A 20,668-nucleotide genomic window follows, 5' to 3' on the forward strand; every position below is an offset into this window, starting at 1 on the left:
ACGTCGGGTCAGCCCTGGCGAGCCGTGAACGGGGCGCCGAACCGGAGTGGAACGGTGGGCTCGGTGGGAGTGGCCAGGAGTCCAGTCAGGTAGCGATGGAACGCCACGGCGTCGATGTGCTCGATCACCCGGGCGTTGGGAGCCAGGCCGTGCACGCCCCACGACATCGACGAGTACCCGCGGGTCAGCTCCGAGTCGGCCTCGACCGCGACGTGGTACTCCGCGGCATCGAGGACCAGGTCGGGATGCAGCAGCACGGCCACCGAGAGCGAGTCGGGGTGGGTCGTGCCCGGGATGCCCACGCTTTCGTCGAAGGCCAGCGTGGGCCCGCACACCTGCAGGAAGAACTGGGACAGTGTCGTACCGAGCGACTCGATGCCCGCGAGCTGCTCGCGGCTGAACACGGCGTCGTTGAGTGTCAGCGGTGCCCACGGCACGACGGTGATGTCGAAGCCGGCCTCGAAGACCACCTTGGCGGCGTGGGGGTCGACGTAGAGGTTGAACTCGGCCGCCGGGGTGATGTTGCCGCGGCCGTTGTTGGAGCCGCCCATGATCACCAGGTGCCGGACGTTGCGGACGAACGCGGGGTCCTTGACCGCGGCCATCGCGATGTTCGTGAGCGGACCGATCGCCACCACCGAGATCTCGCCGGGCGCCTCGGCGGTCATCCGGATCAACGCGTCGACCGCGTGCTCGTCCTCCGTCGTGGTGCCCGCGAAGTCCATGTCCAGCCCGCCGGAGCCGTCGCTGTGCACGTTCTCGGCCGATACCCACGGCAGGACCATCGGCTGCCGGCAGCCGAGGTGAATGGGCACCTCGCCGAGCCGGCCGAGCGCGTTCAAGGTGAGCTGGGCGTTGCGGACCTGCTGGTCGAAGCTGACGTTGCCGGCGACCATCGTGAGCGCCCGCAGGTCGGCCTCGGGGTCGAGGATCCCGGCGATGATGGCCACGCAGTCGTCTTGCGCGGTGTCGGTGTCGAGGATGAACGGGACGGGCACGAGGGTCTCCTGTGGAGGTCAGTGGCGGGTCAGCAGGGAGGTGACGCGGAGCCGGTCGGAGCGGATCCAGACGTCGGAGTACTCGATCGGCGAGCCGTCGCCGAGGTAGGTCACCTGCTCGAGGTGCTGCAGCGGGCTGCCGGGCGCGAGATCTAGCAACGCTGCCTGCTTCTGGTCGGCGAGCGTGGCGGTGAAGGTGCGACGACCGGTCGCGATGTGCAGGCCGTGCCGGCTGGCGAGCGCCCCGAACAGGGTGGCCTCGGTGAAGTCGGTCTCCTCCAGGCCGGGGGCAAGGTCGGTGCGGACGTAGTTGTCGAGCAGCGCGACCGGTCCCTCGGGGGTGCTCCGCAGCCGCACCAGGTGCAGGATCGGGCGGCCGACGGGCGTGTCCAGCAGGGCCGCGACCGGCGCGGGCGGCGTGAGCAGTCGGCACTCGAGCACCTCGGTGCTCAGCGGGCTGCCCTGGTCGGCGAAGTCCTCGGCCAGGCTGGTCAGCTTCTGGGCGATGGCGGGCTCGACGAGCGTGGAGGTAACGAAGGTGCCCTTGCCACGGACCTGCACGAGGGCGCCCTCGGCGATCAGGGTGGCCAGGGCGCGCCGCAGGGTGCCCCGGCTCACGCCGAGCGCCGCGGCGAGCTCCGGCTCGGGCTTGAGCCGGTAGTGGGGCGGCCACGCGCCGGTGGCGATCCGTTCGCGCAACCAGGCCGAGATCCTGGAGTGAAGGGTGCCTGGGGCAGCACTGTGCAGGCCCGCAGGCAATCCCTCCGCGAAGTCCTCCGCCATCAGTAGCTCTCGGTGTCCTCGTCGGCTGAGTCGGTGACGACCTCGACCCCGGCGCTGGTGCCGACCTTGGCGGCACCGGCCTCGAGCAGGGCCACGATCTGGTCGCGGCTCTTGATCCCTCCGGACGCCTTGACCAGCACGCCGGCGGGTGCCCGGTCGACCAGGTAGCGGATGCTCGCCGGGCTCGCGACCTCGATCGCGCCGCTGCTCGCGTTCTTCAGGTACGCCGCGCCCGCCTCGCAGGCGAGGTCGACCGCGGCATCGCGCTCGGACGGGGTGAGGAGGGGGAGCTCGAGCATCACCTTGACGGGGACGCCCGCGGCGCGGACGACGCCGGCGATGTCCTCGCGGAAGGCGTCGTGGTCGCCGCTGCGGAGCCAGCCGACCTGGACCCCGATGTCCAGCTCGCGCGCGCCGAGCCGGACGAGCTCGGCGGCCTCGGCCGCCTTGCCGGCGCTGGTCATCACCCCGACGGTCGGGAAGTCCAGTGCGGAGGCCACGGTGATGCCGGTGCCGGCGAGCACCTCCGCGGTGAGGCCGACCCACGAGCCCGCGACCATCGCCGCGTCGAAGCCGTGCTCGACGCACTGCTGGGCGTGCGCGATGGTCTGCTCGCGGGTGGTCCCCACCGCGATCAGGGTGTGCTGGATGTAGGGGGCCAGCTCGGCTGGCGTGAGCGAGGCGTATTCGGTCATCGGTGTCCTTCCGGGGAACTTGGGGCGCGGGCGGTCCGGCCTGCGGTCAGGTGAGGTCGGGTTCGGTGTCGAGGTCGGTCCGGCGCGGCAGACCGGGGAAGACCTCGTGATGCGCGACGGCGAAGGCGCCGACCCGGGCTGCGAACGCCACGGCGCCCGGGACCGAGCCGCCGCCGGCCAGCTCGACGGCCAGGGCGGCGGTGAAGGCGTCGCCGGCACCGGTGGTGTCGACCACCTCGGCGGGAGGGACGGCCGCCACCGGGGTGAGGCCGCCGGCGTCACAGATCAGGGCGCCCTCGGCGCCCAGGGTCAGCACGATCGTGGCGCCGCCGCGCTCGTGGAGCTGCCGGGCCAGCTCCTCGGCCGGTCCGGCCGCGTCGGGAGGCAGCCCGAGCAGGATCGCCGCCTCGGTGCGGTTCGGAGTGAGCAGGTCGACGTTCGACCAGGCTTCGTCGGGGATCGGTTGGGCCGGGGCGGGATTGAGCAGCGTGCGGGTGCCAGCCTCGTGCGCGGCCCGGAGGGCGGCGACGGCCGTCGCCATCGGGATCTCGAGCGAGACGACCGCGATGTCAGCGGCCGCGAGCTGCGGTGCGAAGTCCTGCACGTGCCGGGGGGTGAGGTGGTCCAGCGCGCCGGTGGCGATCACGATCCGGTTCTCCCCGCTGGGCTCGACGAGGATCATCCCGACCATGGTCGCTGCGGGTGCGGTGATCGTCGCCGTCGCGTCGACGCCCTCCGCGGCCCACATATCGCGGGCGGCCCGCCCGATGGCGTCGCCGCCGACCGCGGTGAGCAGGGTGACCTCCGCGCCGAGCCGGCTGGCCGCGACCGCCTGGTTGGAGCCCTTGCCGCCGTGGCCGGACCGGTACTCGCCACCGAGCAGCGTCTCGCCGGCCACCGGCAGCCGCGGCATCCGCATGGTCATGCCGACCCCGTAGCTCCCCACCACCGCGATACGCATCCTGAACCTCCCATGTGTCTATGGACAACTATAGACATATGGCGCCAGGCGCGCCCACCTTCGCCTGTGCTGCGCGGAGGGCGCGGCGATTCAGCGGTAGTTGGTGGAACGCTCCCCGCTCAGTGGCTAGCGGTGGCAATCGGTGGCTATGTGCCCTGACCTGCAAACTCTCCGTTGGTCGCGTTGGTTCGTGGTGGTCACTTGCGGCCATCTTGCGGACTCCCTGCGGACCGGGAAGGGGGTGAGCCGACATTGCCTGACACCGGACCGAACCAGACCGACGTTGACGCGCTCCGCGAGCTGCTCGACCTGATGGCGGACTTCCGCGACAACGACCAGCGGGCGCGTTACCTGCTGTCGTCGAACTGGCTGCGTGACCGTGGCGCCATCGCATCGGCACGGCTGGGTGCCTGACCGACCGTCGGCGCTCACGTCGACACTGAAGCTGCCGATCCGTACGGATGCGGATCGGTCGGGCGAACCGCCCACAACAGAACGGCCCCGGCCGGTGCGGGAACACCGGGCCGAGGCCTAGACATCGCCTAACTAGGAGGCAACATCATGAACGAATCATCCCGGAGCCTGAGCACCACCACATGCCCCGACTGGTGCATTGACAACGACCACAGCCAAGAGGTCAACGAGCAGCTCGGCGATGGGCCTCTGCACCAGGGGCCGGCCTTCGGCGGGCGGTTGCGCGCCTGGGGCCTCGACGACGCGGATGGTCGGACGCTCTCGATCGACTTCGAGGACCGTAGCGACTTCGGTACGCCGGAGCAGCTCCGCGCGCTCGCCCAGGCAGCGGAGGAGGCGGCGCGCTGGCTGGAGGAGCAGGGCATGAGCCACCAGCCGCCGGCCGGGTCCGCCGATCGGGCCCCGGCGCCTCGCCTGCTCGATGCCCTCGCCCTTCGTGAGGCCGAGGGCTTTCTGACCATCGACGAGGCCGCGGAGCGGTACGGCATCGATCGGGGAGTCCTCGCCGCGGAGGCCGCGGCCGGTCGCGTCGGGACCGTGTCCCTGAGGTTCGACGACACCATCGAGGCGACGTTCCTGCCGACGCATGACGAGGCAGTGGCGGCGTGGCTGGAGGCGCACCGGTGAGCGCGGACCGCCTCGCGGCTCGGAGGGTTCCGAAAGAGGCTCTCCGCGACCGCACGGGAGTCGTGATCCGGCAGGCGCGGAAGGCGCAGAGGTTGACCTTGCGCGACCTGGCGGCGATCTGTGAGGTGGACTACACCACGATCAAGGCGATCACCGAGGCCATCGGCAAGCACATGGCCGGTGCGGCATGACCCGCCTGACGCCCGCGCAGGCCCCCGAGCGCGCCCCGTTGAGGGCTGACCCGTGAGCGGCGGCGCTATGGAGGTGTTCGCACCGCTGATGATGCTGGGTGCACGGGTGAGGGAGGTCGGCGACCTCGACGAAGGGGCGTTGTGGGTGCCGCAACGGCGGCTGCTGCTCATCGACGCCAACCTGAGTGCGGCTCGGCGGGCCGAGGTGGCCGATCTGTTCCTCGCCGACGTGTTCGCGGACACGAGCACTACGGAGAACGCCTGACAGCGAAGTAGTGGCCCCCGGGGCGCCCCTGGCTTCGGCCGGGGGCGCTCTGGCCCGTCGCCGGTAGGGGTGTCCGTTCGGCGGACCCCCTCAGGGGCTTGGCGACGACCCCTGAGGATCTGCTGTGCTCGCGCCATGACCACCACTCCGAAGAAGCAGCTCACGCCGTTCATCAGCGTCCAGGGCGCCCCGATCCGACTGTTCCTCACGCGCCAGCAGGCCGCCGTGGCGTGCGGGGTCTCGCCGGCCACCATCAGCCGGGTGAAGAACACGGGTGCGCTGAAGGCGAAGAAGACCGCTCCGCGCGGCGGCCGGGAGCTCTACCGCATCGAAGACCTGCAGGCGTGGTTCGACGGGCTCGACGACGCGTAGAGCCGCCGATCACCCCCCTGGGGGTACGCCAGACGTACCCCATCGGTTGACAGCCTGTTTCGAGTTGGTCACTTCGCGACCAACTCGGTCCGGTCCCGGCCCTCGCGCCGTCGACGGGTGGAGTTCGGGTTCGGGACCTCTTCTCCCATTTGCTAGATCTCGTCGACCGTGCGCGGTACGACCTTTGCCGGGTCGAAATCCGCCTGGTCCATCAGGTCCTCGATGGCAAAGGCGTAGAAGTAGGTGCTCTTCAGCAGGATCGCGAAGGCCTCCGCTGGGTCGAGCTCGATGTCGCCCGTCATCTCGTCCTCGAACAAGATGTTCGTGATCGTGTTCCGATACTCGGCCAACACTTCTCGAAGCGGGTGGTTCTGGGGGTACGGCATGTGACTCCTTCGTGGTCAGGCCCAGCGTGTGTGCCGGCGTCCGCCAGCACCGAAGTAGGCGTCGAGGTGCTTGGTCAGGGTCCGACCGATGTCCTGGCTACTGGAGCCGACCGGCGCCTGGACGTTCAGCGTGATGTGCACGTCACCGCCGGAGCTCGGCCGGGCGGCCTGGCGCATGTAGGCGTCGTACGCCGGGGTCCGGCCGGCGTAGGTGTCGGACGCGCTGAACCGGGGCGCGGGCGTGCGCGGCGCCGAGGTCTTCCCGATGCCGAGCTGCGTGCGGATCCTGTCGACCAGCCGGTCGGCCATCCGGTCGGCGGTCTGGTCGAGCCGCCGCTCCTGTCGCTTGAGGCCCTTCGCGAAGCCCTCGGCCGCGCGGATGCCGGCGGCGAACAGGGACGCGGCCGCCGAGTCGCCGAGCTTGCCGCCGGCCTTGCCGATCTGCGCGGTCAGTGCGTTGATCTGGGCCACCGCGGCCGGGCCGCCCGACGCGATCGCCTGCGCGGTCGCCAGCGCGCCCTCGAGGTCGCCCTGGGCGGCCTGGTCGAGCAGCTGCTTGAGCGAGGTCTTGTTCAGCCGGCTCTTCAGCTTCTCGATGATCGCGGTGAACTGGTCGGCCACGCTCGCACGGGCGGCCAGCTGGGAGAGCAACGCCGGCAGGGTCACCGCGGTGCCGCCCCCGGTGGTGCCCAGGCCGACCACGCTGCCGTAGGACTGGAATCCGGCCTTGACGCTGGCGGCGTACTCCCGCGAGGTCCGGATCAGGTCCTTGTACCGGCTCGTGGCCTTCTCCAGCGCCCGGGCCACGGCGTCCTGCAGCTTCCCGTTCGCCCGCAGCGCGGCGCCCTCGTCCTTGAGGCTCTTGAGCAGCGACTTGCGCCGGTCGGCCTGCTTCTTCCCGTCGAGCCTCTTCTGGATCAGTTGCGTGATCCGCTCGAGCGCCCGCTTGATGCCCTCCGAGCCGTCGTCGATACCCCGGATCAGCCCCGCCATGATCAGCCGGCCGGTGCCGCGCAGCAGCTTGCGGTCCCGAGCCGGTGGGCCCTTGTGGAGCGGGATCTTCGACGTGATCCCGGCGAGCGTGTTCCACAGGTCCTGGGCCTTGTCGACGATGCCGGAGATCAGTCCAGAGATGACCGAGCGGCCGGCGGCGTACAGGATGTTGCTCAGGTCGCCCAGGGCGCCCTTGATGCGACCGGGGACGGTCGTCATGAACGCGATCGCATCGTTGAACTTGGAGCGGACAGCAGCAGCGAACCGGGCCGCCTTCTGCCCGGCCGCGAGCATCGCGGCTCCGGTTCGCATGTTCGCGGCGGTCAGCTTGACGAGCGCGTCGGCGAGCCGCAGGGCCACGGGGATGTTGGTGCGCGCCATGATCCCGCCGAGCCGGATCAGGACCGGGATCACCTTGCCGCTGAGCTTGGCCTGGAAGATCAGCACCTGAGCGGTGAGCCGCCCGGCGGTCTCGGCAACGCGGCGGATCGTCGGCTGCCACTCTCGGAACTGCGCCGCGACCTGGGCGAGCGCGGGGGCGATGTCGCTGCGGAAGGTCTGGCCGGCCTGGGCGAGCACAGGCTGGAGCCGCTGGGCGATCTCGCGGGCGGTACGGGTGACGGCCGGCAGCACGGTGCCCTGGAGGTAGCCGCCGAAGCTCCGGAGCGCGTCCGCGGTCGCCGCGACGGCGTTGCGGAACGTCTCGCTGCGCTTGTAGGCCACCGAGACCGCTGCTCCCAGGCCGACCACGGCACTGACTGCGAGGGCGGTCGGGCTGGTCACGAGGGCGATGGCTCCGAGGGCGGCGGCGGCACCGGCCGCGGCCGCGGCGGCACCGGCCAACGCAGGGATGAGGACCTTCTTGTGCTTGGTCGCGAACTCCAGGGCTGTGCGCAGCGCCCGGTCGATGACCGGGGAGTAGATGCGGTAGAGCGCCTGTGCCGTCGACGTGGCGGCGGCCTTGATCTGGTTGATCGTGCCGGCCAGGCCGCGCGAGGACGACTCCGCGAGCGCCTGAGCCGCACCCGCCCTACGGACCCCGGCGGTGTACTCGTCGAGCGCCTGCCGACCGCCCTTGAGCAGCACCTGGGCGCCGGTGATCGCGTTGCGGCCGAAGATCGACTTCAGCGCAGAGTTCCGGCCCTCGTCACTGAGCCGACCGAGGCCCTTGCGCAGGTCCTCGAGCAGGTCACCGAAGTCGCGCATCCGACCTCGCGCGTCGTACACCCGCACGCCGAGGTCCTCCAGCGCGGTCGCGCCGGCCGTGGACGGAGCCTGGAGGGCCAGCAGGATGCCACGCAGGCTGGTGCCGGCCTGGGACGCCTTGATCCCGGAGTTCGACAGCTCGGCGAGGATCGCGTTGACCTGGTCGAGGGGCAGGCCTGCCTTGGCCGCCAGGGGCGCCGCGTACTTGAACGACTCTGCCAGGTCGGTGACGTTGGCCGAGCTGATGTTCGCCGCGTTGGCCAGGCCGTTGGCGATCTTGCTGGCCTTCGAAGCCTTCAGGGAGAAGGTGTTCAAGGTGTTGGCGACGAGCTCGGAAGCGTCGGCCACCTCGAGCTCACCGGCCTTGGCGAGAATCATGGTTCCCCGGATGGCGCCGAGGGCCTTCCGGGCCGACAGCCCGGACTTGGTCAGCTCGACCATGCCGGCCGCGGCGTCGCCGGTGGTCTGGCCGAACTTCGCGTACACCGAGGCCTGCGACTCCAGGCGCCTTGCAATGCGGCTCAGAGACGCGTCCGTGGAGCCGGTCAACGCCTGGATCTTGTTCAGCGAGTCGACGTAGCCAGCGCCGACCTTGCCGACGGCCACCGCGGCGCGCGCGATGCTGCCCACGGCGAAGGCCGCGCCGAGCAATCGGCCGGTGCGGCTGGCTGTGCGACCGAGCCGTGACACCGTGCCGCTGGTGCGGGTGATGTCCGCACGAGCCATACGCCCGTTGCTGAGTATCGAAATCCTGATGGGCCCTGCGATGACTACTGCCCCCCTCGGGTCAGGTCGGTGGCGGTGCGGGACATCACAGATACATCCCGGGCCTGTAGTCGTCGTCCGCCGCCGCCGCCGGCGCCGGGCTGAGCGGTGTCACCGAGACCACGTGCAGGGTGCTCCCGGTGATCACGATCGCCAGGTCCCCCTGAGCCACCGCGGCGACGACAGCCACGGCGTCGGGCGCCTTGAACAGCGCGTCGAACGTCTCGGCCATCGCCTCATCGAAGATCTGGCGTACGCGGGTCATGTCCTCGGTCACGGCCATGTCACATCACCACGGGTGGCTGAAGTCGTCGGCGCGCTCGAACGCGGTCGCTGCGGCCTGTCGTCGAGCCCAGGCCTGCGCCTCCAGGTGCTCGGCGGCGTCGAGCACTGCCTGGTCGCGGGCGCCCAACGGCGCGACCTCGCCGGTGGTCAGCCCGAACTCGTCGAGCAGGGGGTTGCGGTCGGCGATCCGGTGGTACGCGTCGCGGTACTCCCGGGCGGCCGCTTCCCACTCGCGCGTTGCCTGCTCGAAGCGCTCGCGCGCAGCGGCCCAGTTGCTCAGGTAGCCGGCGTTCGCCGCCTCCCGCACCCGGTCGCGGGCCCGGTCCTCCTCGAAGCTCATGACACCTTCCCCTGCTCGGCGAGTGCGTCCACAGCGGATGCCGGGATCCGGGCCACACGGGCACCCAACCGGATCACCGGCAGCTCGCCCGAGGTCACGCGGCGTCGGACCGTGCGCTCGCTGATGCCGAGCCGCTGGGCGGTCTGTCCGTACGTCAACCCGATCACCTCCGGTCCCGCGCCGGCCCCGTCGGCCGGTTCGGAATCACTGTGCGACGGCCGAGCACCCGGCGCGAGCTTTGGCCGCTCCTGGCCGCTCCTGGCCTGAACTGACCGCATCAACAGGAGCAGGTCGGGCGCCGGATAGCCGCCGTTGCGCCGCAGCTGGCGCACGTAGCCGGTCAGCGCGGCGGTCAGTTGCGCGACGGTCGTCGGGTCATCATCGAGGACCACGATCATGATCGGTGGGCGCCGATGATCAGGGTCGCGGCCAGGCCGGACAGCGTCTCATGCTCCACCAGCGCGCCGGCCAGTGCCTCGACGGCCTCCCACTCCCGCTCGAGCAGGGTGCGAGTGGCGGCGCGCAGGTAGGCGAGGTGAGCGCCCAGGGTCCGCGGATCGTGGTCGGGGTTGAGGGCCAGAATTCCCGCCCAGGCCGCCGCTTCGTCACTGCCCGGGTCGAGGCCGGCCTCCTGGTGGTCGTCGGCTTCGCTGGCGGCCCGCTCGCGCGCGTGGACACGATCCTCGTCGCGACCCGCGAGCGCCTCGACGTGGCGCTCGAGGACGGGTGCGCGCTGCACGGTGCCGGCGTGTGACTTGCGCAGCTCGCCGCGTCGAGTGGTCGCGAGCCAGCGGGCCTCCAGGCGCCCCAGCGCTTCAGCCACGTCACCCGCGAGAGTGATCATCACGTCCTGCTCGAGTCGGCCTCGGGCGCGGAGGAAGAGATCGCGGTCGGCATCCCGCCCGCCGCTCTTGAGCAGGGCTCGGGCCTCGTCAGTGGTTTCGGACCACCACAGCGTCAGGCCGGCATGGGTACGCCCGCCCGCGATCGTCACCGCCTCGACCGCGTTGCCCAGGCAGACCGCGGCGACTGCATGGCCGCTCTCGTGGAACGCGAGCGCAAGCGCGCGCTCATCGACCACCTGATCGGTAGGCGAAGCTGCGGGGCACGGCTGATGCGGCGGGGGGTTCGTGCTCATGGTCGGTGGCCTTCCTCGGGTGGGCTTTCAGCCCCAGATCGCGAACGGTTCGACGGTCGGGTTGGGCTTCGTTGCGCCGCGCAGCGCGAGCGCGACAGACTCGAGAGCGCTGATCTCGCCGCGGCGGGAGTCGAGGCTGCGACGGTTGTCGAGGACCTGCCACTGTGCGACCTCCACCGCAGCGTTGAGCTCGGGGTAGTCGCCGTGCTCGAGGGCGTTGGTCTCGATCGCGGTGGCCAGGTCGGCATGGCTCTGTGCTCGCTCATCGGCGTCGACCAGGCGCAGTGTGACGCCGGCCTCGATCAGGTCGTCGATCATGAAGTTCTTACCCCGGATCAGGACCGCGCAACTGCGCTCGCGCTGGATCCGCGCGACGTTCTCCGCGAACCCCTTGCGCTCGGTGGCCGCGCGGCGATCCACGACAGCCAGATGCGTGTGCGCGTGGCCCTTGCACGCGGCTCCGAGCGAGAGCACCGTCTGGTCGTTGTCGCACGCCACGCCCAGGGCGAGCACCTCGAGCGGAGCCGGCGGCGCCTGCTTCAACCCCGGCCAGGTCGGGAAGATCGACGCTTCGAGGCCAACCTCCTCGACCCCGATGCTCAGCCGCTCCTTGAAGTACTCGTCCAAGGACTCCTCAGGCGCCTCGGGGCTGCACAGCTTGCGCCGCTCGTCGGCGATGAACTCCCAGCTGATCGCCGGTTTGCTCGACCGCCCGGCGCTGGGGTTGGCCAGCTTGATGACCTCGCGGTCGTCGGCGATGCAGCCCTCCACGCCGAGCCGGTGCGTGCACTTCGGCTGCGCACACGGCGGCGGCCCGAACCGCGGTGAGCCGTCGGGCTTCTCCCCGATCACCCGGATCGGCGACCACTCGGCGTAGAGCAGCCGGGGCTCGATGCGCAGACCGAGGGCGGCCATCCTGCCGCGGGCCATCAACGCGCGCTGCATGTGGCTGCCGAGGTGCGGCGCGGACGACGCGGCGCCCACCTGGGCATTGGGCCGAGTGGACATCGTCGGCAGCAGCGAGCCCTCGTGCTTGGCCTCGACGGCGAAGTACTCGTCCAGGTCGACGTCGTCGGCGGACATCGACTGGCCGGCCTTACCGGTCCGTGGCCGGAACACGATCGTGCACCGGTTGGTGAACTCGATCGACTTGCCGCCCTTGCCCTCAGTGATCCGCTTCACGCGCTTGGAGAGCTCGGCCGACTCCTCGATCATCTGCTTGAGGTCGAGCAACGCCTGGTCGGTCGCGGACTCCTTGTGCGCGGTCCAGATCTGCATCGGCCGGTGCAGCAGCAGCGCCTTGCCGAGCGCCCGGAACTCGAAGAACCCGGTCTTCAGGTTCTGCCGCGCGGCCTCGACGAAGACCTCGAAAGCGGCGAGCCGACCGCGGCGGTCCATGCCGAACGAGCCGTCGAGCAGAAGCCGCTGCTCCGGGTTCGCGGTGCGGCCGAACAGCTGGACCAGGTCGGCGACCTCGGGGCCGATCGTCACGACGTAGTCCGGGCAGTGGTAGAACGACGGCTGGACCAGGGCGTCCGGGTCGTCAAGCAGCCTCATCGAACGAGCTCCTGAATCTTCGCGGCCACCCGGGCCATCACGTCGTCAGCACCATCTCGCTGCTTGGGGGCGGCCTCGGCGCGGGCTTCGCCCATCAGGCGCGAGAGCTCCCTTGTCATCGTCGCGACCGCCGAGCCCGAGTCCTGTCCACTGCCGATCTGGCGCGCCAGCAGCAGCGCGGCCGTGCCGGCGACGGTCTGCATCGCGCCGGCGCTCTCCAGGCTCGAACGGATCTGAGCCTCGAGGCCACCGTCGGCGGCACCCACCCGAGGTGCCGGGCGCTCCCCGGACTGCGCCGCCGCCGTGACTGCGCGCCCCGTCTTCGTCGGCCGGCGGTTCGCGCGCACCCGGCACGCCGCGCCGCAGAACCGGCCGCGCTTGGTCTTGGCGACGAAGGGCGTCCCGCACTCCTCACACGTCCGGTCGACAGACACCGCGTTCACCTCCCCGGCCTGTTACGTAACAACGCTGCGGCCCGGTGGGGGAAAGGCGACGGCGGCGGTCATTCGGCCTCACCCCGGACCCGTCGTGCCGGGCCCCCGCCCCTACGAAGCTCAGTGCGCCGCTCACTCGAACCGCCCCCCGCAGCCGGCGCAGGGCCGATGGAGCGCGGCCGAGCAGTCCGGGCAGGGGTTGTACTCCGGCGCGACCGTGAGCTTGAAGGCGACCATCCGGCGACCACACAGGGCGACGTACGCCGCCCCGCGGTGCGCACGAGCTGGCTGGCAGACCTGGCACACCGCGTGCTCGAACTCATCGTCGAGCAGATCGAGGTCGCCGAGATTCAGGCCGAGGCCGTGATCGACGGTGCTCATCACCGGGATCCCTTCGACCCCCGCCGGGCGAGCTTCAGCTGCTCGCGCCGGACCCGGTCGGCAGCACAGAGTGGGACGCCGGGCCGGTCCATGCGATGCACCGGCAGCGGAGCGCCGCAGTCCATGCACTCGGCGAGGGCCTTCGCCTGCGCGTCCTCGGCCGCGTGGGCGACCTCGTGCGCATAGCGGCGCAGCACTCGGCGCGCCGCGTCCGCGAAGGTGCCGCCGCGAAAGGTCACGCTGCGACCGCAACCACGGCACACCAGTCCGGGATGCCCATCGGCGTGCTCGATCACGAACACGGCAGGACCGGCGCACCCGTCACGGTGGCGGAACCATGCCGCGAGATCCGGCGGTGCGGGGACGGTCACGACTGGCCCCCTCGGTGATGGCGAGCGTGGTCGCAGTGGTCGCAGCATGGGCCCCGGCGAATCGAGCGGAGGCTCTCGCATGCCTGGAACGGCGCGCCACAGGTCCGGCAGACGCCGTGAGCGAGCCAAGGGCGGCAGACCGGGCACGGGATCGGGCGCGCCTCGTCGTCCTCGCCGAGCCAGCCGCCACGGCAGCGGTCGTCGTGCTCGCCGCCAGGGGCATGCGGAGTCCGCATCCCCTTCTCGTCCTCGTCAGCCGCCCGGGCCTCCTCGAGCTCGCGCAGCTCCCGTGCGTCGGTGCTGTCGATCGGAATGGACATCTCAGCGGCTCCTCTCGAACTCAGAGCAGGCACGAACGAGGACGAGCGCACGCCTGGCAAGGAACGAGTACTCGTCGACGGCGACGACCGTCCGGCCCTCGCCGAGCTCGACCAAGTCCTCGATGACGCGCTCGGCGTCGGCGAGTGCGGCGAGTGCGCCGACGTACTCGGCGCGCTCAAGGTGCGGCTCCGCGCTCACGTGTTCACCGCCTCGTGGAGTTCGATCGACGGCGTGGCGTGGCGCGGATCGGCCGCGGCCCGATCGCAGATGCTGCATCGACTCGGGCGATGGCTGACCGGCTCGAACCGGTGCAGTGCAGCGTCGACGATCGTCACGTCGACGACCTCGCGTGAGCGCCCTCCTGTACTTACGGACGGCGGATGCGATGCGCCTTCCTCAGTGGTTCCTAGTACTCCTCTGTCGGACGCGGGGCGTCCTGTGTTCGGTCGTGGCGCGTCCTGTGAATAACCACCACGCGTCCTGTGTTCACCGTTATTCACAGGACGCCGGGCGTCCGGCGTAGACCCTTGATTCACAAGTCGCGCCGCGTCCGGTGTTGAGGGCTTGATCCGGAGCTCATGGCGTGGCGCCTTCCCGGGTGCCGAGTGCTGAACCCTCACGATCGCGCCGGCCTTCCGGAGCTGGCCCATCGCGCGACCGACCGCACGCAGGTCCGCGTCGGTCAGCGGTGCCCTTCGACCGAGCGCTGCCGCGAGCAGCTCGAGCCCACCCCAGAACACGGGCGGGTCGTCGTCGTCCTTCGTCGTAAGCGCGATCGCGACGAGCACCCGGAACGCTGGGTCGCGGACGTGCGCGGACCAGTCAGTCAGCACCGCCTTGACGTTGCCGGCGCCCACTCAGTCCTCACGCCCTTCGATCTCACCGAGAGCCCAGACGAGCGCCAAGTACGCGAGCCGGGCGAACTCGGTGCCGTCAGTCCGAGGGCGCATGGTCGCCACTTCCGAGATCTCGGCCCCGACGGCGGCGACGAACGGATCGCCTTCGTCCTGCATCAGGCGGCCGAGGCGGTCGATCTGAGCACGTACGTCGTCCGCCGGCCCGGAGCCTTGACGCCGCGGCTCAGACACCGCGATCGCCACCCGTCGACGTGCGCCACGGCCATCGTGCGACACGTCGTCGGAGACCCCGGATCAACGGATCCTGGTGATGACCAATCTTCAGGTGGCATGCGGCCCGTTCCGCGTCGCACTGGACCTCGTTGGCTCGCTGGGTCCAGCGGGAGGCGTCATCGGCGGTCCAGGGCGCGACGTAGGCGCGTACATTGCGTACCCCGCGAGCGGCCAGGGTCCGCAGTGCGAGGGCGCTGACCGACTCCGACATGCCGAGGGCGTGCATGTGGAACGCGGCGGCGGACACGTCGGCCGCAGGCCAGGAGTCAGCGACACGCTCGAGGCCTGGGGACCGGTGTGCGGACGGAACCGCAGTGGCGGCGGGCCGGATGTCGCCCGCAGAATGAGCCATCAGCCGGTCGTCCCGCGCGCCTCGGCGATGAACCGCTCAACGTCCTCGCGGGCGTAGAGGACGCGGCGGCCGACCTTGAACGACTTCGGCCCCTTGTGCGCGTGCCGCCAGAATCTCACGGTCTCGACCGGTGTGCGCAGGATGTCGGCGACCTCAGCGGTAGTGAGGTAGTCGGGCATTCCCATCTCCTCTCGTCGGGAGTTCCCTGGATCCCATCCTCATTCACCGTTGACATGACAGCAATTAACTGCTTATCTACATCCTATGACGCCGTCGACTCAGGAAGAGATCTGGTTCCGGGCCGGCCGGATCATTAGGCCCAAGGACCCAGTCGTGCGTGACGGAAACGTGATCTGGGCGGAGGAGTACGACGGCAAGGCGCCGCGAGCTCCGGGCCCTGATGACCTGCTCGACAGGTACTGCCGTCTCGCTATCGCCACGCACGAGGAGATCGCTGAGTTCGTCGCGCTCAACGGCCTTCCCGAGGTCGGAGGCTTCGTGATGCTCGGAGAAGAGAAGGCGCCGGATTGGCGGCAACGGTTCCCAGACGAGCCCGGCCGCGTGCCGGCCGATCGAATCAGGGAGCACGCGAGGGGTGTCGCCGCTGCGCGCAGGGTGGGCGCAGCCCTGGCCGGGCGACGGCCGGGCGACCAGGCCGACTGGCTCGACATGCACCGATTCCTGAACCCTGGCAAGCGGCGCCTGGCGTCCCGCCCGGGCTGGCTTGGCCAAGAGCTCGGCGACTGGTCCCTAGAGCGGGACAGGTTCGCCGGGCTGGTCTCCGACTTCCTAGCGAGCACCGGGGTCTACACCGGAGTCAACTGGTCCGACTACAAGCGCCTCGCGATCGTTCCGGTCTCGAGCACCTTCCTCGGCGCCATCGCGCTGTTGCTCAGCCGCGAGATAGGTGCCGAGGGCAGATACGCCTGCTCCTCCTGCGGGTCGCCGGTCGATCGCCGCCGTCCGCCACGCGCGGGTGAGTCCGTGTACTGCGATCGGCCCGAATGCAAGCGAGAGCAGCAGCGACGCAACCAAGCGGCATGGCGGGCGAAGAAGGCGGCGGAGAGGGGCGGGTCCTGATGGCCAGCATCAAGAAGCGCGACAACGGCAAGTGGCGGGCTCGCTATCGCGACGAGGGCGGCAAGGAGCACGCGCGGCACTTCGCGCGCAAGACCGACGCCCAGGACTGGCTCGACGAGGAGACGGCCGGGCTCGTGCGCGGCGACTGGATCGACCCGCGCCACGGCAAGATCACGTTCGCTCAGTGGTTCGCGGACTGGTCGGCCCGACAGGTGTGGGCGGACGGCACGCTCGAGGCGGCGGAGCAGGCGGCGGCGTCCGTGACGTTCGGCAACATCGCCATGCGGAAGATCCTCCGGTCCCACGTCGAGGCCTGGGTCAAGTCGATGAGCACGACCCTCGCCGCGAGCACGACCCGCATGCGCTACAACTACGTCCACATGGCCTTCCGCGCCGCGGTGCGCGACAAGGTGATCCGGGAGGCGCCCTCCGATGGGGTCGCACTCCCGAAGATCCCCAGGGCTGAGGTCACGATGCTGATCCCGACGCCGGAGCAGGTCGCGGCCGCGCGGGTGTCCTGTCCCGATTCGGCGTTCGTCGGGTTCATCGCGGTGTGCGCCTACGCCGGCCTCCGGCTGGGCGAGGCGGCCGGGCTGCAGGTCGGCGACGTCGACTTCCTCCGACGTGAGATCCGCGTGCGCCGGCAGGTGCAGGGGCAGACCGTAGCCACGGCCAAGGTCGTCCCGCCGAAGGCTGGGTCGGCCCGGACGGTGTACGTCGACGACAGCCTCGTGAAGCTGCTGTCGACGCACGTCCGCGACTACGGCACCTGGGGCGACGAGGGTTGGCTGTTCGGCATGGGCACGCTGCTGAACCGGAACTCGGCCGGTCACCTGTGGCGACAGACCCGGCAGGGTGTCGGCCTGGACGCCTTCACGCTCCACGACCTGCGCCATTTCTACGCCTCCGGCCTGATCGCGGCGGGATGCGACGTCGTGACGGTGCAGCACGCGCTCGGGCACTCGTCGCCGACGATCACCCTCAACACCTACTCGCACCTGTGGCCCAAGGCCGAGGACCGAACGCGAGATGCCGCGGCGTCACTCTGGCGTCCTGCGACCCGTCAAGGGAAGGCTGCGCAATGATGACTGTTCCCCTCGTCTTCACGCTCGAGGAGATGCTGCCTCACTTCGTCGACCCCGACCGTCGGTGCGACCCGACCGCCGAGGAGGTCGAGATTGCTGGCGTTCGGCTCGGGAGGAACGCCTACCCGGGGCTCGTGATCTCGCTGTACAACGAGGGGTTGCTGAACTCCGATGTCGCGGCGACAGTCGTGCCTTCAGCGTGGTCAGCTGCTGAATTCCCGAGCCTCCAGCTCGAGCAGGAGGAATGGCGAGACCTCTTCGACCTTGCCGGATACACCGTCGATGGCAAGCGGGCTGCGCGGCCGGGCGCATCTCTGAGCCTTTGGCGCGGCGCCATACCTGAGCACCGACTCGGGTGGGCGTGGACCGATGACAGGGAAGTCGCCGAGTGGTTTGCGGCCCGGCCCCACAACTCGGGTCGAGGCCGGGTGTTCACCGCCGAGGTAGAGCCCAGCCGGCTGCTCGCCAGGATCAGCGAGCAGCGGCCGGGCGAATCCGAGTACGTCGTCGACGCTCGCGGACTCGAGACCGTTGCGGACTGTCTGCGGACTGAGCGCACCACCGACGGCGGTGACCTGCATGTTCAGCGGTAGTTGGTGAACTGCACCGCGAAGTCGTAGTCCTGCTGCTTGACCAGGGCGATCACGGCCTGGAGGTCGTCGCGCTTCTTGGAGGAGACCCGCAGCTCGTCGCCCTGGATCTGCGCCTTCACGCCCTTGGGACCCTCGTCGCGGATCAGCTTGGAGATCTTCTTGGCGTCCTCCGAGGAGATGCCCTCCTTGAGCGCGATCGCGATCTTGCTCTGCTGGCCGGACTGGCGAGGCTCGGAGGCGTCGAGGACCTTGAGGCTCACGTCGCGCTTGACCAGCTTGGTCTTGAAGACGTCGAGCACCGCGCTGGCCCGGTCGTCGGCCGATGCGGAGATCTCGATCGCGTGCTCGCCCTGCCACTCGATGCTGGCGCCGGTGCCCTTGAAGTCGAAGCGCGTCGCGATCTCGCGGGCCGTCTGGCCCAGGGCGTTGTCGACCTCCTGGCGGTCGATCTTGCTCACGATGTCGAACGACGAGTCGGCCATGGTGCACTCCTGTCGCTGCGGCGCCCGGAGGGGGCGCTGAGGTTTTCGTCTGCCGTGACGGCTGCGCTATTGTTTCGCCAAGTTGCCGCTGGGCCAAACGGCCCCGGCGCAGCATCCCGGCAGGTTGCCCGAGCGGCCAATGGGAGCGGACTGTAAATCCGTCGGCTTTGCCTTCGAAGGTTCGAATCCTTCACCTGCCACACGGGACACGAGGGGCCCCTGACCTGCGGAAACGCGGGGCAGGGGCCCTTTGCTTCTTGTCCGGCTGGCACCGGCCGATGGCGACCGATTGCGGCTATCCGTGTCGAATACGTGTCGAAGTTCGGGCCACGCCACGACTGATGCACCCGTCAGAGACCGCCCGACCGCAGGGAAGCGCGCGCTACTGGAGCTCCTCGCTGATCCGGGTGAGGGCGATCTTGTCGTCACCCTCGACGCAGTTGGCGTAGATCCGGAGGAGGACGTCGACGCTGTGGCCGGCCCATTCGGCGACGCGGGCCGGTGGCACCCCGGCGTTGAGCCAGGTGGACAGGCAGGCGTGGCGCAGGTCGTAGGGTCGGCGGGCGAGCACGGAGTCGGCCTGCTGCCGGGTGAGTGCGTTGCGTCGGGCCGCTGCCCAGACCCGGTAGATGGTCTTCGCGCTGACCAGCGAGTGGTAGGGCGGTGAGAGGGGCGTGCCGGCGCGCCCAGTGCGGGCGGCGAAGAGGTGGCCTTGAGCGCCGGTCGGGAACGTCTCGAGATGTCGCGTCAGCGTGGCGACCAGGTCCGGGTGAGCCGGGACCGGTCGGGTGTCCTCGCGGCCGCGGTGCTTGAGTCCCCGTACCTCGCCGGCGGTGGCGGTGTCGGTCCAGGCGGCCCCGGCGCGCTGATGAGAGCGGGACAGCAGGATCTGCCCCCACCCCGACATGGGGAGTTGCAGATCCTCCCGGCGCAACTCGATGGCCTCGCCCGGTCGGAGACCGGCGTAGTACAGGCTGGCGAAGTAGGCGGTGAGCGCTGGGGAGGCAGTCTGGACGGCATCGAGCAAGGCCCGTGCCTGGGTCGGGTTGACCACGACTCGCCGGTCGACGACCTCGGTGGTGCGCGGCGGTCGCCACCGCACCCGATGCAGCGGGTTGCTGGGGAACGCTTCAACCTCGACGGCGTACTCCAAGACGTTGTGCAAAGTGGCGCGCTTGCGGGTGACGGTAGAAGCCGCGGCCGGGCGTCCGTCCTGGCGTAGGGCGATCCGGTCCAGTGCCTGACGCAGGGTCGCGGAGCTGCTGAAGGCCACCAGTGGCGGCGAGTGCCGCGTGAGCCAAGCGAGCGCGGCGGCATGCTCGTCATCCAGACTGGTCGAGCGTGCGGCGGTGTTGAAGGCCCACCGGAACAGCACGCGGCGCATCCGAGCCACCGGCGGACGTCCACCTGCCTCCGGCATCGTCGCGATCGTGACGTCCGTCAGCGCCTCGGCGATCCCACGACGGTGGCGGGCCGAGGCGTGGGCCCACTTGACGTCGACGTAGGCCATCGCGTGTTGCATCCAGGTGCGCTCCGGCGCCTGCTCCTGCATTGAGAGCGGCAGGCCGTTGTCGACAACGAAGGACTGGCCGGCCTGGGCAGCGACCTTGAGCTGGGCGCGGAACGCGTCCGCCAGCTTCCGGGTCGTGAAGGTGCGCCGGAACCGGCGACCCTGCACCTGCCACCTGACTGCATAGGTGGTACCCCGGGCTCCCCGGTAGGGGAGCACCGCGTAGATCCGTACGTCGAAGCTGGTCTCCATCGGAGCGGGTGCCTTCGTACTCCTTGGTACGAGGCGGTGATCTTGGGCTGCCGCCTCGTACAGGTCATAGGTCGGGTCCGGGTGACTCGCCACTCGGCGTAGCGGCCCTGTGGAGACGGCGCCCGCAGCGAGACTTGTGCACAGAACTCGGGTCAGGGGCTCGGGATCACAGCGCTGTCTCCATCCGTTCGTCGACCCAGCGGTCGAAATCCGCCTCGCGGACTCTGAGCTGCGCATTGGGGAGCACGAGGCACGGGGGAGCCTTGTGTGCTTGGCGCCAGTCGTAGAACGTGGATCGGGAGACCCCGAGCCGCGCGCAGATTTCTGGCACGGTGAGTAGGTGCTCCGTGGCGGCCGGGGACGGGACGGTGTCTGAGTTCGTCGGCAAGTCCATGCGGTTGAGGTACGTGATCAGTGCCAGTGCGGCACGGACGGCCTGGTGACGAGGGTCGTCAACCCCGTGACTTGGGACTTCCTAGCTCTCGTGCAGGTCCGGAGCCGCGGGACGAGTGCTGGGTGGAGCCCGGCACGCGTGGCGCCGGGTGTCGCGATCGATCAGCCCAGCGTTAGAGAGGCGGCGGACGGTGTCGACCAGGTCGCTGTTTCGGTCGACCGGGGGGTTCTTCCCGCACGGGTGCGGG

At 70.2% G+C, this 20,668-nt stretch carries 29 protein-coding genes and 1 tRNA gene; 9 read left to right on the forward strand and 21 right to left on the reverse strand.

The genetic code is table 11. From position 1 onward, the window contains the following. Positions 1–8: 8 nt before the first annotated feature. Genes NOCA_RS04155 through NOCA_RS04170 form a run of 4 tightly spaced genes read right to left on the reverse strand, consistent with a single transcriptional unit; the run spans position 9 to position 3,437 of the window. A complete protein-coding gene (locus NOCA_RS04155) occupies positions 9–998 on the reverse strand; it encodes a nucleoside hydrolase (protein WP_011754034.1) in 990 nt (329 codons plus the stop codon). 18 nt (positions 999–1,016) lie between these two features. Continuing rightward, entirely contained in the window at positions 1,017–1,781 is a 765-nt protein-coding gene (locus NOCA_RS04160; protein WP_011754035.1) for a GntR family transcriptional regulator, read from the reverse strand. Next, positions 1,781–2,476: a deoxyribose-phosphate aldolase gene (gene deoC, locus NOCA_RS04165; protein ID WP_011754036.1), complete on the reverse strand. Its 696-nt coding sequence runs from the start codon at positions 2,474–2,476 to the stop codon at positions 1,781–1,783. The genes NOCA_RS04160 and deoC overlap by 1 nt, the downstream gene beginning before the upstream one ends. Before the next feature lie 46 nt (positions 2,477–2,522). Further along, positions 2,523–3,437: a ribokinase gene (locus NOCA_RS04170; protein WP_011754037.1), complete on the reverse strand. Its 915-nt coding sequence runs from the start codon at positions 3,435–3,437 to the stop codon at positions 2,523–2,525. Positions 3,438–3,689: 252 nt separating this feature from the next. Here NOCA_RS04170 and NOCA_RS27375 point away from each other — a divergent pair, with 252 nt between their 5' ends. The 5 genes from NOCA_RS27375 (at position 3,690) to NOCA_RS04190 (ending at position 5,366) form a co-directional block, all read left to right on the forward strand. Continuing rightward, positions 3,690–3,851 carry a hypothetical protein gene (locus NOCA_RS27375; protein ID WP_158305621.1) on the forward strand — a complete coding sequence of 54 codons (162 nt, stop codon included), beginning with the start codon at positions 3,690–3,692 and terminating at the stop codon, positions 3,849–3,851. 147 nt (positions 3,852–3,998) lie between these two features. Then, positions 3,999–4,538, forward strand: coding sequence for a hypothetical protein (locus tag NOCA_RS04175; RefSeq protein WP_011754038.1), 540 nt, complete (start codon positions 3,999–4,001; stop codon positions 4,536–4,538). Then, entirely contained in the window at positions 4,535–4,729 is a 195-nt protein-coding gene (locus tag NOCA_RS04180; RefSeq protein WP_011754039.1) for a hypothetical protein, read from the forward strand. Before NOCA_RS04175 ends, NOCA_RS04180 begins: the two co-directional genes overlap by 4 nt. Positions 4,730–4,796: 67 nt before the next feature. Then, positions 4,797–4,994 carry a hypothetical protein gene (locus NOCA_RS04185; RefSeq protein ID WP_041546143.1) on the forward strand — a complete coding sequence of 66 codons (198 nt, stop codon included), beginning with the start codon at positions 4,797–4,799 and terminating at the stop codon, positions 4,992–4,994. Positions 4,995–5,129: 135 nt separating this feature from the next. After that, complete coding sequence (locus tag NOCA_RS04190; protein WP_011754040.1) at positions 5,130–5,366, forward strand: helix-turn-helix domain-containing protein; 237 nt, start codon at positions 5,130–5,132, stop codon at positions 5,364–5,366. A gap of 152 nt (positions 5,367–5,518) precedes the next feature. Here NOCA_RS04190 and NOCA_RS04195 read toward each other — a convergent pair whose 3' ends face one another. The 14 genes from NOCA_RS04195 to NOCA_RS04260 all read right to left on the reverse strand — a co-directional run bounded on the left by NOCA_RS04195 (position 5,519) and on the right by NOCA_RS04260 (position 15,204). Beyond that, complete coding sequence (locus NOCA_RS04195; protein WP_011754041.1) at positions 5,519–5,752, reverse strand: hypothetical protein; 234 nt, start codon at positions 5,750–5,752, stop codon at positions 5,519–5,521. Between the two features lie 15 nt (positions 5,753–5,767). Continuing rightward, complete coding sequence (locus NOCA_RS04200) at positions 5,768–8,677, reverse strand: phage tail tape measure protein (RefSeq protein ID WP_011754042.1); 2,910 nt, start codon at positions 8,675–8,677, stop codon at positions 5,768–5,770. 85 nt (positions 8,678–8,762) lie between these two features. Continuing rightward, positions 8,763–8,999, reverse strand: a complete 237-nt coding sequence (locus NOCA_RS04205) for a hypothetical protein (protein WP_011754043.1) — start codon at positions 8,997–8,999, stop codon at positions 8,763–8,765. Positions 9,000–9,005: 6 nt separating this feature from the next. Next, on the reverse strand, positions 9,006–9,341 hold the full coding sequence (locus tag NOCA_RS04210) for a hypothetical protein (RefSeq protein ID WP_011754044.1): 336 nt from the start codon (positions 9,339–9,341) through the stop codon (positions 9,006–9,008). Then, positions 9,338–9,733, reverse strand: a complete 396-nt coding sequence (locus tag NOCA_RS04215; protein WP_158305622.1) for a helix-turn-helix domain-containing protein — start codon at positions 9,731–9,733, stop codon at positions 9,338–9,340. The genes NOCA_RS04210 and NOCA_RS04215 overlap by 4 nt, the downstream gene beginning before the upstream one ends. A gap of 2 nt (positions 9,734–9,735) precedes the next feature. Then, positions 9,736–10,422, reverse strand: coding sequence for a hypothetical protein (locus tag NOCA_RS04220; protein ID WP_041546145.1), 687 nt, complete (start codon positions 10,420–10,422; stop codon positions 9,736–9,738). Positions 10,423–10,506: 84 nt separating this feature from the next. Further along, positions 10,507–12,036 carry a hypothetical protein gene (locus tag NOCA_RS04225; protein ID WP_011754047.1) on the reverse strand — a complete coding sequence of 510 codons (1,530 nt, stop codon included), beginning with the start codon at positions 12,034–12,036 and terminating at the stop codon, positions 10,507–10,509. Next, on the reverse strand, positions 12,033–12,470 hold the full coding sequence (locus NOCA_RS04230) for a hypothetical protein (RefSeq protein WP_011754048.1): 438 nt from the start codon (positions 12,468–12,470) through the stop codon (positions 12,033–12,035). Before NOCA_RS04230 ends, NOCA_RS04225 begins: the two co-directional genes overlap by 4 nt. Positions 12,471–12,602: 132 nt before the next feature. After that, complete coding sequence (locus NOCA_RS04235; protein ID WP_041546146.1) at positions 12,603–12,851, reverse strand: hypothetical protein; 249 nt, start codon at positions 12,849–12,851, stop codon at positions 12,603–12,605. After that, positions 12,851–13,222 (reverse strand): hypothetical protein, encoded by a 372-nt coding sequence (locus NOCA_RS04240; RefSeq protein WP_011754049.1) that lies wholly within the window; start codon positions 13,220–13,222, stop codon positions 12,851–12,853. The genes NOCA_RS04235 and NOCA_RS04240 overlap by 1 nt, the downstream gene beginning before the upstream one ends. A gap of 321 nt (positions 13,223–13,543) precedes the next feature. Next, a complete protein-coding gene (locus NOCA_RS04250; RefSeq protein WP_041546152.1) occupies positions 13,544–13,741 on the reverse strand; it encodes a hypothetical protein in 198 nt (65 codons plus the stop codon). Then, positions 13,738–13,878: a hypothetical protein gene (locus NOCA_RS27380; protein ID WP_158305623.1), complete on the reverse strand. Its 141-nt coding sequence runs from the start codon at positions 13,876–13,878 to the stop codon at positions 13,738–13,740. The genes NOCA_RS04250 and NOCA_RS27380 overlap by 4 nt, the downstream gene beginning before the upstream one ends. A gap of 522 nt (positions 13,879–14,400) precedes the next feature. Continuing rightward, positions 14,401–14,643, reverse strand: a complete 243-nt coding sequence (locus NOCA_RS04255) for a hypothetical protein (protein WP_041546154.1) — start codon at positions 14,641–14,643, stop codon at positions 14,401–14,403. A gap of 381 nt (positions 14,644–15,024) precedes the next feature. Further along, positions 15,025–15,204 carry a helix-turn-helix domain-containing protein gene (locus NOCA_RS04260; protein WP_011754053.1) on the reverse strand — a complete coding sequence of 60 codons (180 nt, stop codon included), beginning with the start codon at positions 15,202–15,204 and terminating at the stop codon, positions 15,025–15,027. Positions 15,205–15,289: 85 nt separating this feature from the next. Between NOCA_RS04260 and NOCA_RS04265 the strand changes: the two genes are divergently transcribed. The 3 genes from NOCA_RS04265 to NOCA_RS04275 are packed head-to-tail and all read left to right on the forward strand — an operon-like array spanning position 15,290 to position 17,783. Next, positions 15,290–16,105 carry a hypothetical protein gene (locus NOCA_RS04265; RefSeq protein ID WP_011754054.1) on the forward strand — a complete coding sequence of 272 codons (816 nt, stop codon included), beginning with the start codon at positions 15,290–15,292 and terminating at the stop codon, positions 16,103–16,105. Continuing rightward, the gene (locus NOCA_RS04270; protein ID WP_011754055.1) at positions 16,105–17,190 is read left to right on the forward strand and encodes a tyrosine-type recombinase/integrase; all 1,086 of its coding nucleotides are present in this window, start codon (positions 16,105–16,107) and stop codon (positions 17,188–17,190) included. Before NOCA_RS04265 ends, NOCA_RS04270 begins: the two co-directional genes overlap by 1 nt. After that, positions 17,190–17,783 (forward strand): hypothetical protein, encoded by a 594-nt coding sequence (locus tag NOCA_RS04275; protein ID WP_140403791.1) that lies wholly within the window; start codon positions 17,190–17,192, stop codon positions 17,781–17,783. Before NOCA_RS04270 ends, NOCA_RS04275 begins: the two co-directional genes overlap by 1 nt. Here NOCA_RS04275 and NOCA_RS04280 read toward each other — a convergent pair. Continuing rightward, complete coding sequence (locus NOCA_RS04280) at positions 17,774–18,265, reverse strand: YajQ family cyclic di-GMP-binding protein (RefSeq protein ID WP_011754056.1); 492 nt, start codon at positions 18,263–18,265, stop codon at positions 17,774–17,776. The genes NOCA_RS04275 and NOCA_RS04280 overlap by 10 nt on opposite strands. Positions 18,266–18,383: 118 nt before the next feature. Here NOCA_RS04280 and NOCA_RS04285 point away from each other — a divergent pair. After that, a tRNA-Tyr gene (locus NOCA_RS04285) sits at positions 18,384–18,465 on the forward strand. Between the two features lie 182 nt (positions 18,466–18,647). On the opposite strand, the gene NOCA_RS04290 is transcribed toward NOCA_RS04285, so the two are convergent. After that, complete coding sequence (locus tag NOCA_RS04290; RefSeq protein ID WP_011754057.1) at positions 18,648–20,027, reverse strand: tyrosine-type recombinase/integrase; 1,380 nt, start codon at positions 20,025–20,027, stop codon at positions 18,648–18,650. A 166-nt stretch (positions 20,028–20,193) separates the two neighbouring features. Next, complete coding sequence (locus NOCA_RS04295; RefSeq protein WP_011754058.1) at positions 20,194–20,421, reverse strand: helix-turn-helix transcriptional regulator; 228 nt, start codon at positions 20,419–20,421, stop codon at positions 20,194–20,196. Between the last annotated feature and the right edge of the window lie 247 nt (positions 20,422–20,668).

The organism is Nocardioides sp. JS614 (assembly GCF_000015265.1).
Taxonomy (GTDB): Bacteria; Actinomycetota; Actinomycetes; order Propionibacteriales; family Nocardioidaceae; genus Nocardioides.

Bases quoted from the DNA above. Each gene is read 5' to 3' on its own strand.
- NOCA_RS04295 (WP_011754058.1), bottom strand. From the start codon at position 20,421: ATGGACTTGCCGACGAACTCAGACACCGTCCCGTCCCCGGCCGCCACG.
- NOCA_RS04270 (WP_011754055.1), top strand. From the start codon at position 16,105: ATGGCCAGCATCAAGAAGCGCGACAACGGCAAGTGGCGGGCTCGCTAT.
- NOCA_RS04210 (WP_011754044.1), bottom strand. From the start codon at position 9,341: ATGAGCTTCGAGGAGGACCGGGCCCGCGACCGGGTGCGGGAGGCGGCG.
- NOCA_RS04185 (WP_041546143.1), top strand. From the start codon at position 4,797: ATGGAGGTGTTCGCACCGCTGATGATGCTGGGTGCACGGGTGAGGGAG.
- NOCA_RS04160 (WP_011754035.1), bottom strand. From the start codon at position 1,781: ATGGCGGAGGACTTCGCGGAGGGATTGCCTGCGGGCCTGCACAGTGCT.
- deoC (WP_011754036.1), bottom strand. From the start codon at position 2,476: ATGACCGAATACGCCTCGCTCACGCCAGCCGAGCTGGCCCCCTACATC.
- NOCA_RS04260 (WP_011754053.1), bottom strand. From the start codon at position 15,204: ATGCCCGACTACCTCACTACCGCTGAGGTCGCCGACATCCTGCGCACA.
- NOCA_RS04235 (WP_041546146.1), bottom strand. From the start codon at position 12,851: ATGAGCACCGTCGATCACGGCCTCGGCCTGAATCTCGGCGACCTCGAT.
- NOCA_RS04175 (WP_011754038.1), top strand. From the start codon at position 3,999: ATGAACGAATCATCCCGGAGCCTGAGCACCACCACATGCCCCGACTGG.
- NOCA_RS04195 (WP_011754041.1), bottom strand. From the start codon at position 5,752: ATGCCGTACCCCCAGAACCACCCGCTTCGAGAAGTGTTGGCCGAGTAT.
- NOCA_RS04275 (WP_140403791.1), top strand. From the start codon at position 17,190: ATGACTGTTCCCCTCGTCTTCACGCTCGAGGAGATGCTGCCTCACTTC.
- NOCA_RS04280 (WP_011754056.1), bottom strand. From the start codon at position 18,265: ATGGCCGACTCGTCGTTCGACATCGTGAGCAAGATCGACCGCCAGGAG.
- NOCA_RS04205 (WP_011754043.1), bottom strand. From the start codon at position 8,999: ATGGCCGTGACCGAGGACATGACCCGCGTACGCCAGATCTTCGATGAG.
- NOCA_RS04225 (WP_011754047.1), bottom strand. From the start codon at position 12,036: ATGAGGCTGCTTGACGACCCGGACGCCCTGGTCCAGCCGTCGTTCTAC.
- NOCA_RS04170 (WP_011754037.1), bottom strand. From the start codon at position 3,437: ATGCGTATCGCGGTGGTGGGGAGCTACGGGGTCGGCATGACCATGCGG.
- NOCA_RS04200 (WP_011754042.1), bottom strand. From the start codon at position 8,677: ATGGCTCGTGCGGACATCACCCGCACCAGCGGCACGGTGTCACGGCTC.
- NOCA_RS04265 (WP_011754054.1), top strand. From the start codon at position 15,290: ATGACGCCGTCGACTCAGGAAGAGATCTGGTTCCGGGCCGGCCGGATC.
- NOCA_RS04190 (WP_011754040.1), top strand. From the start codon at position 5,130: ATGACCACCACTCCGAAGAAGCAGCTCACGCCGTTCATCAGCGTCCAG.
- NOCA_RS04290 (WP_011754057.1), bottom strand. From the start codon at position 20,027: ATGGAGACCAGCTTCGACGTACGGATCTACGCGGTGCTCCCCTACCGG.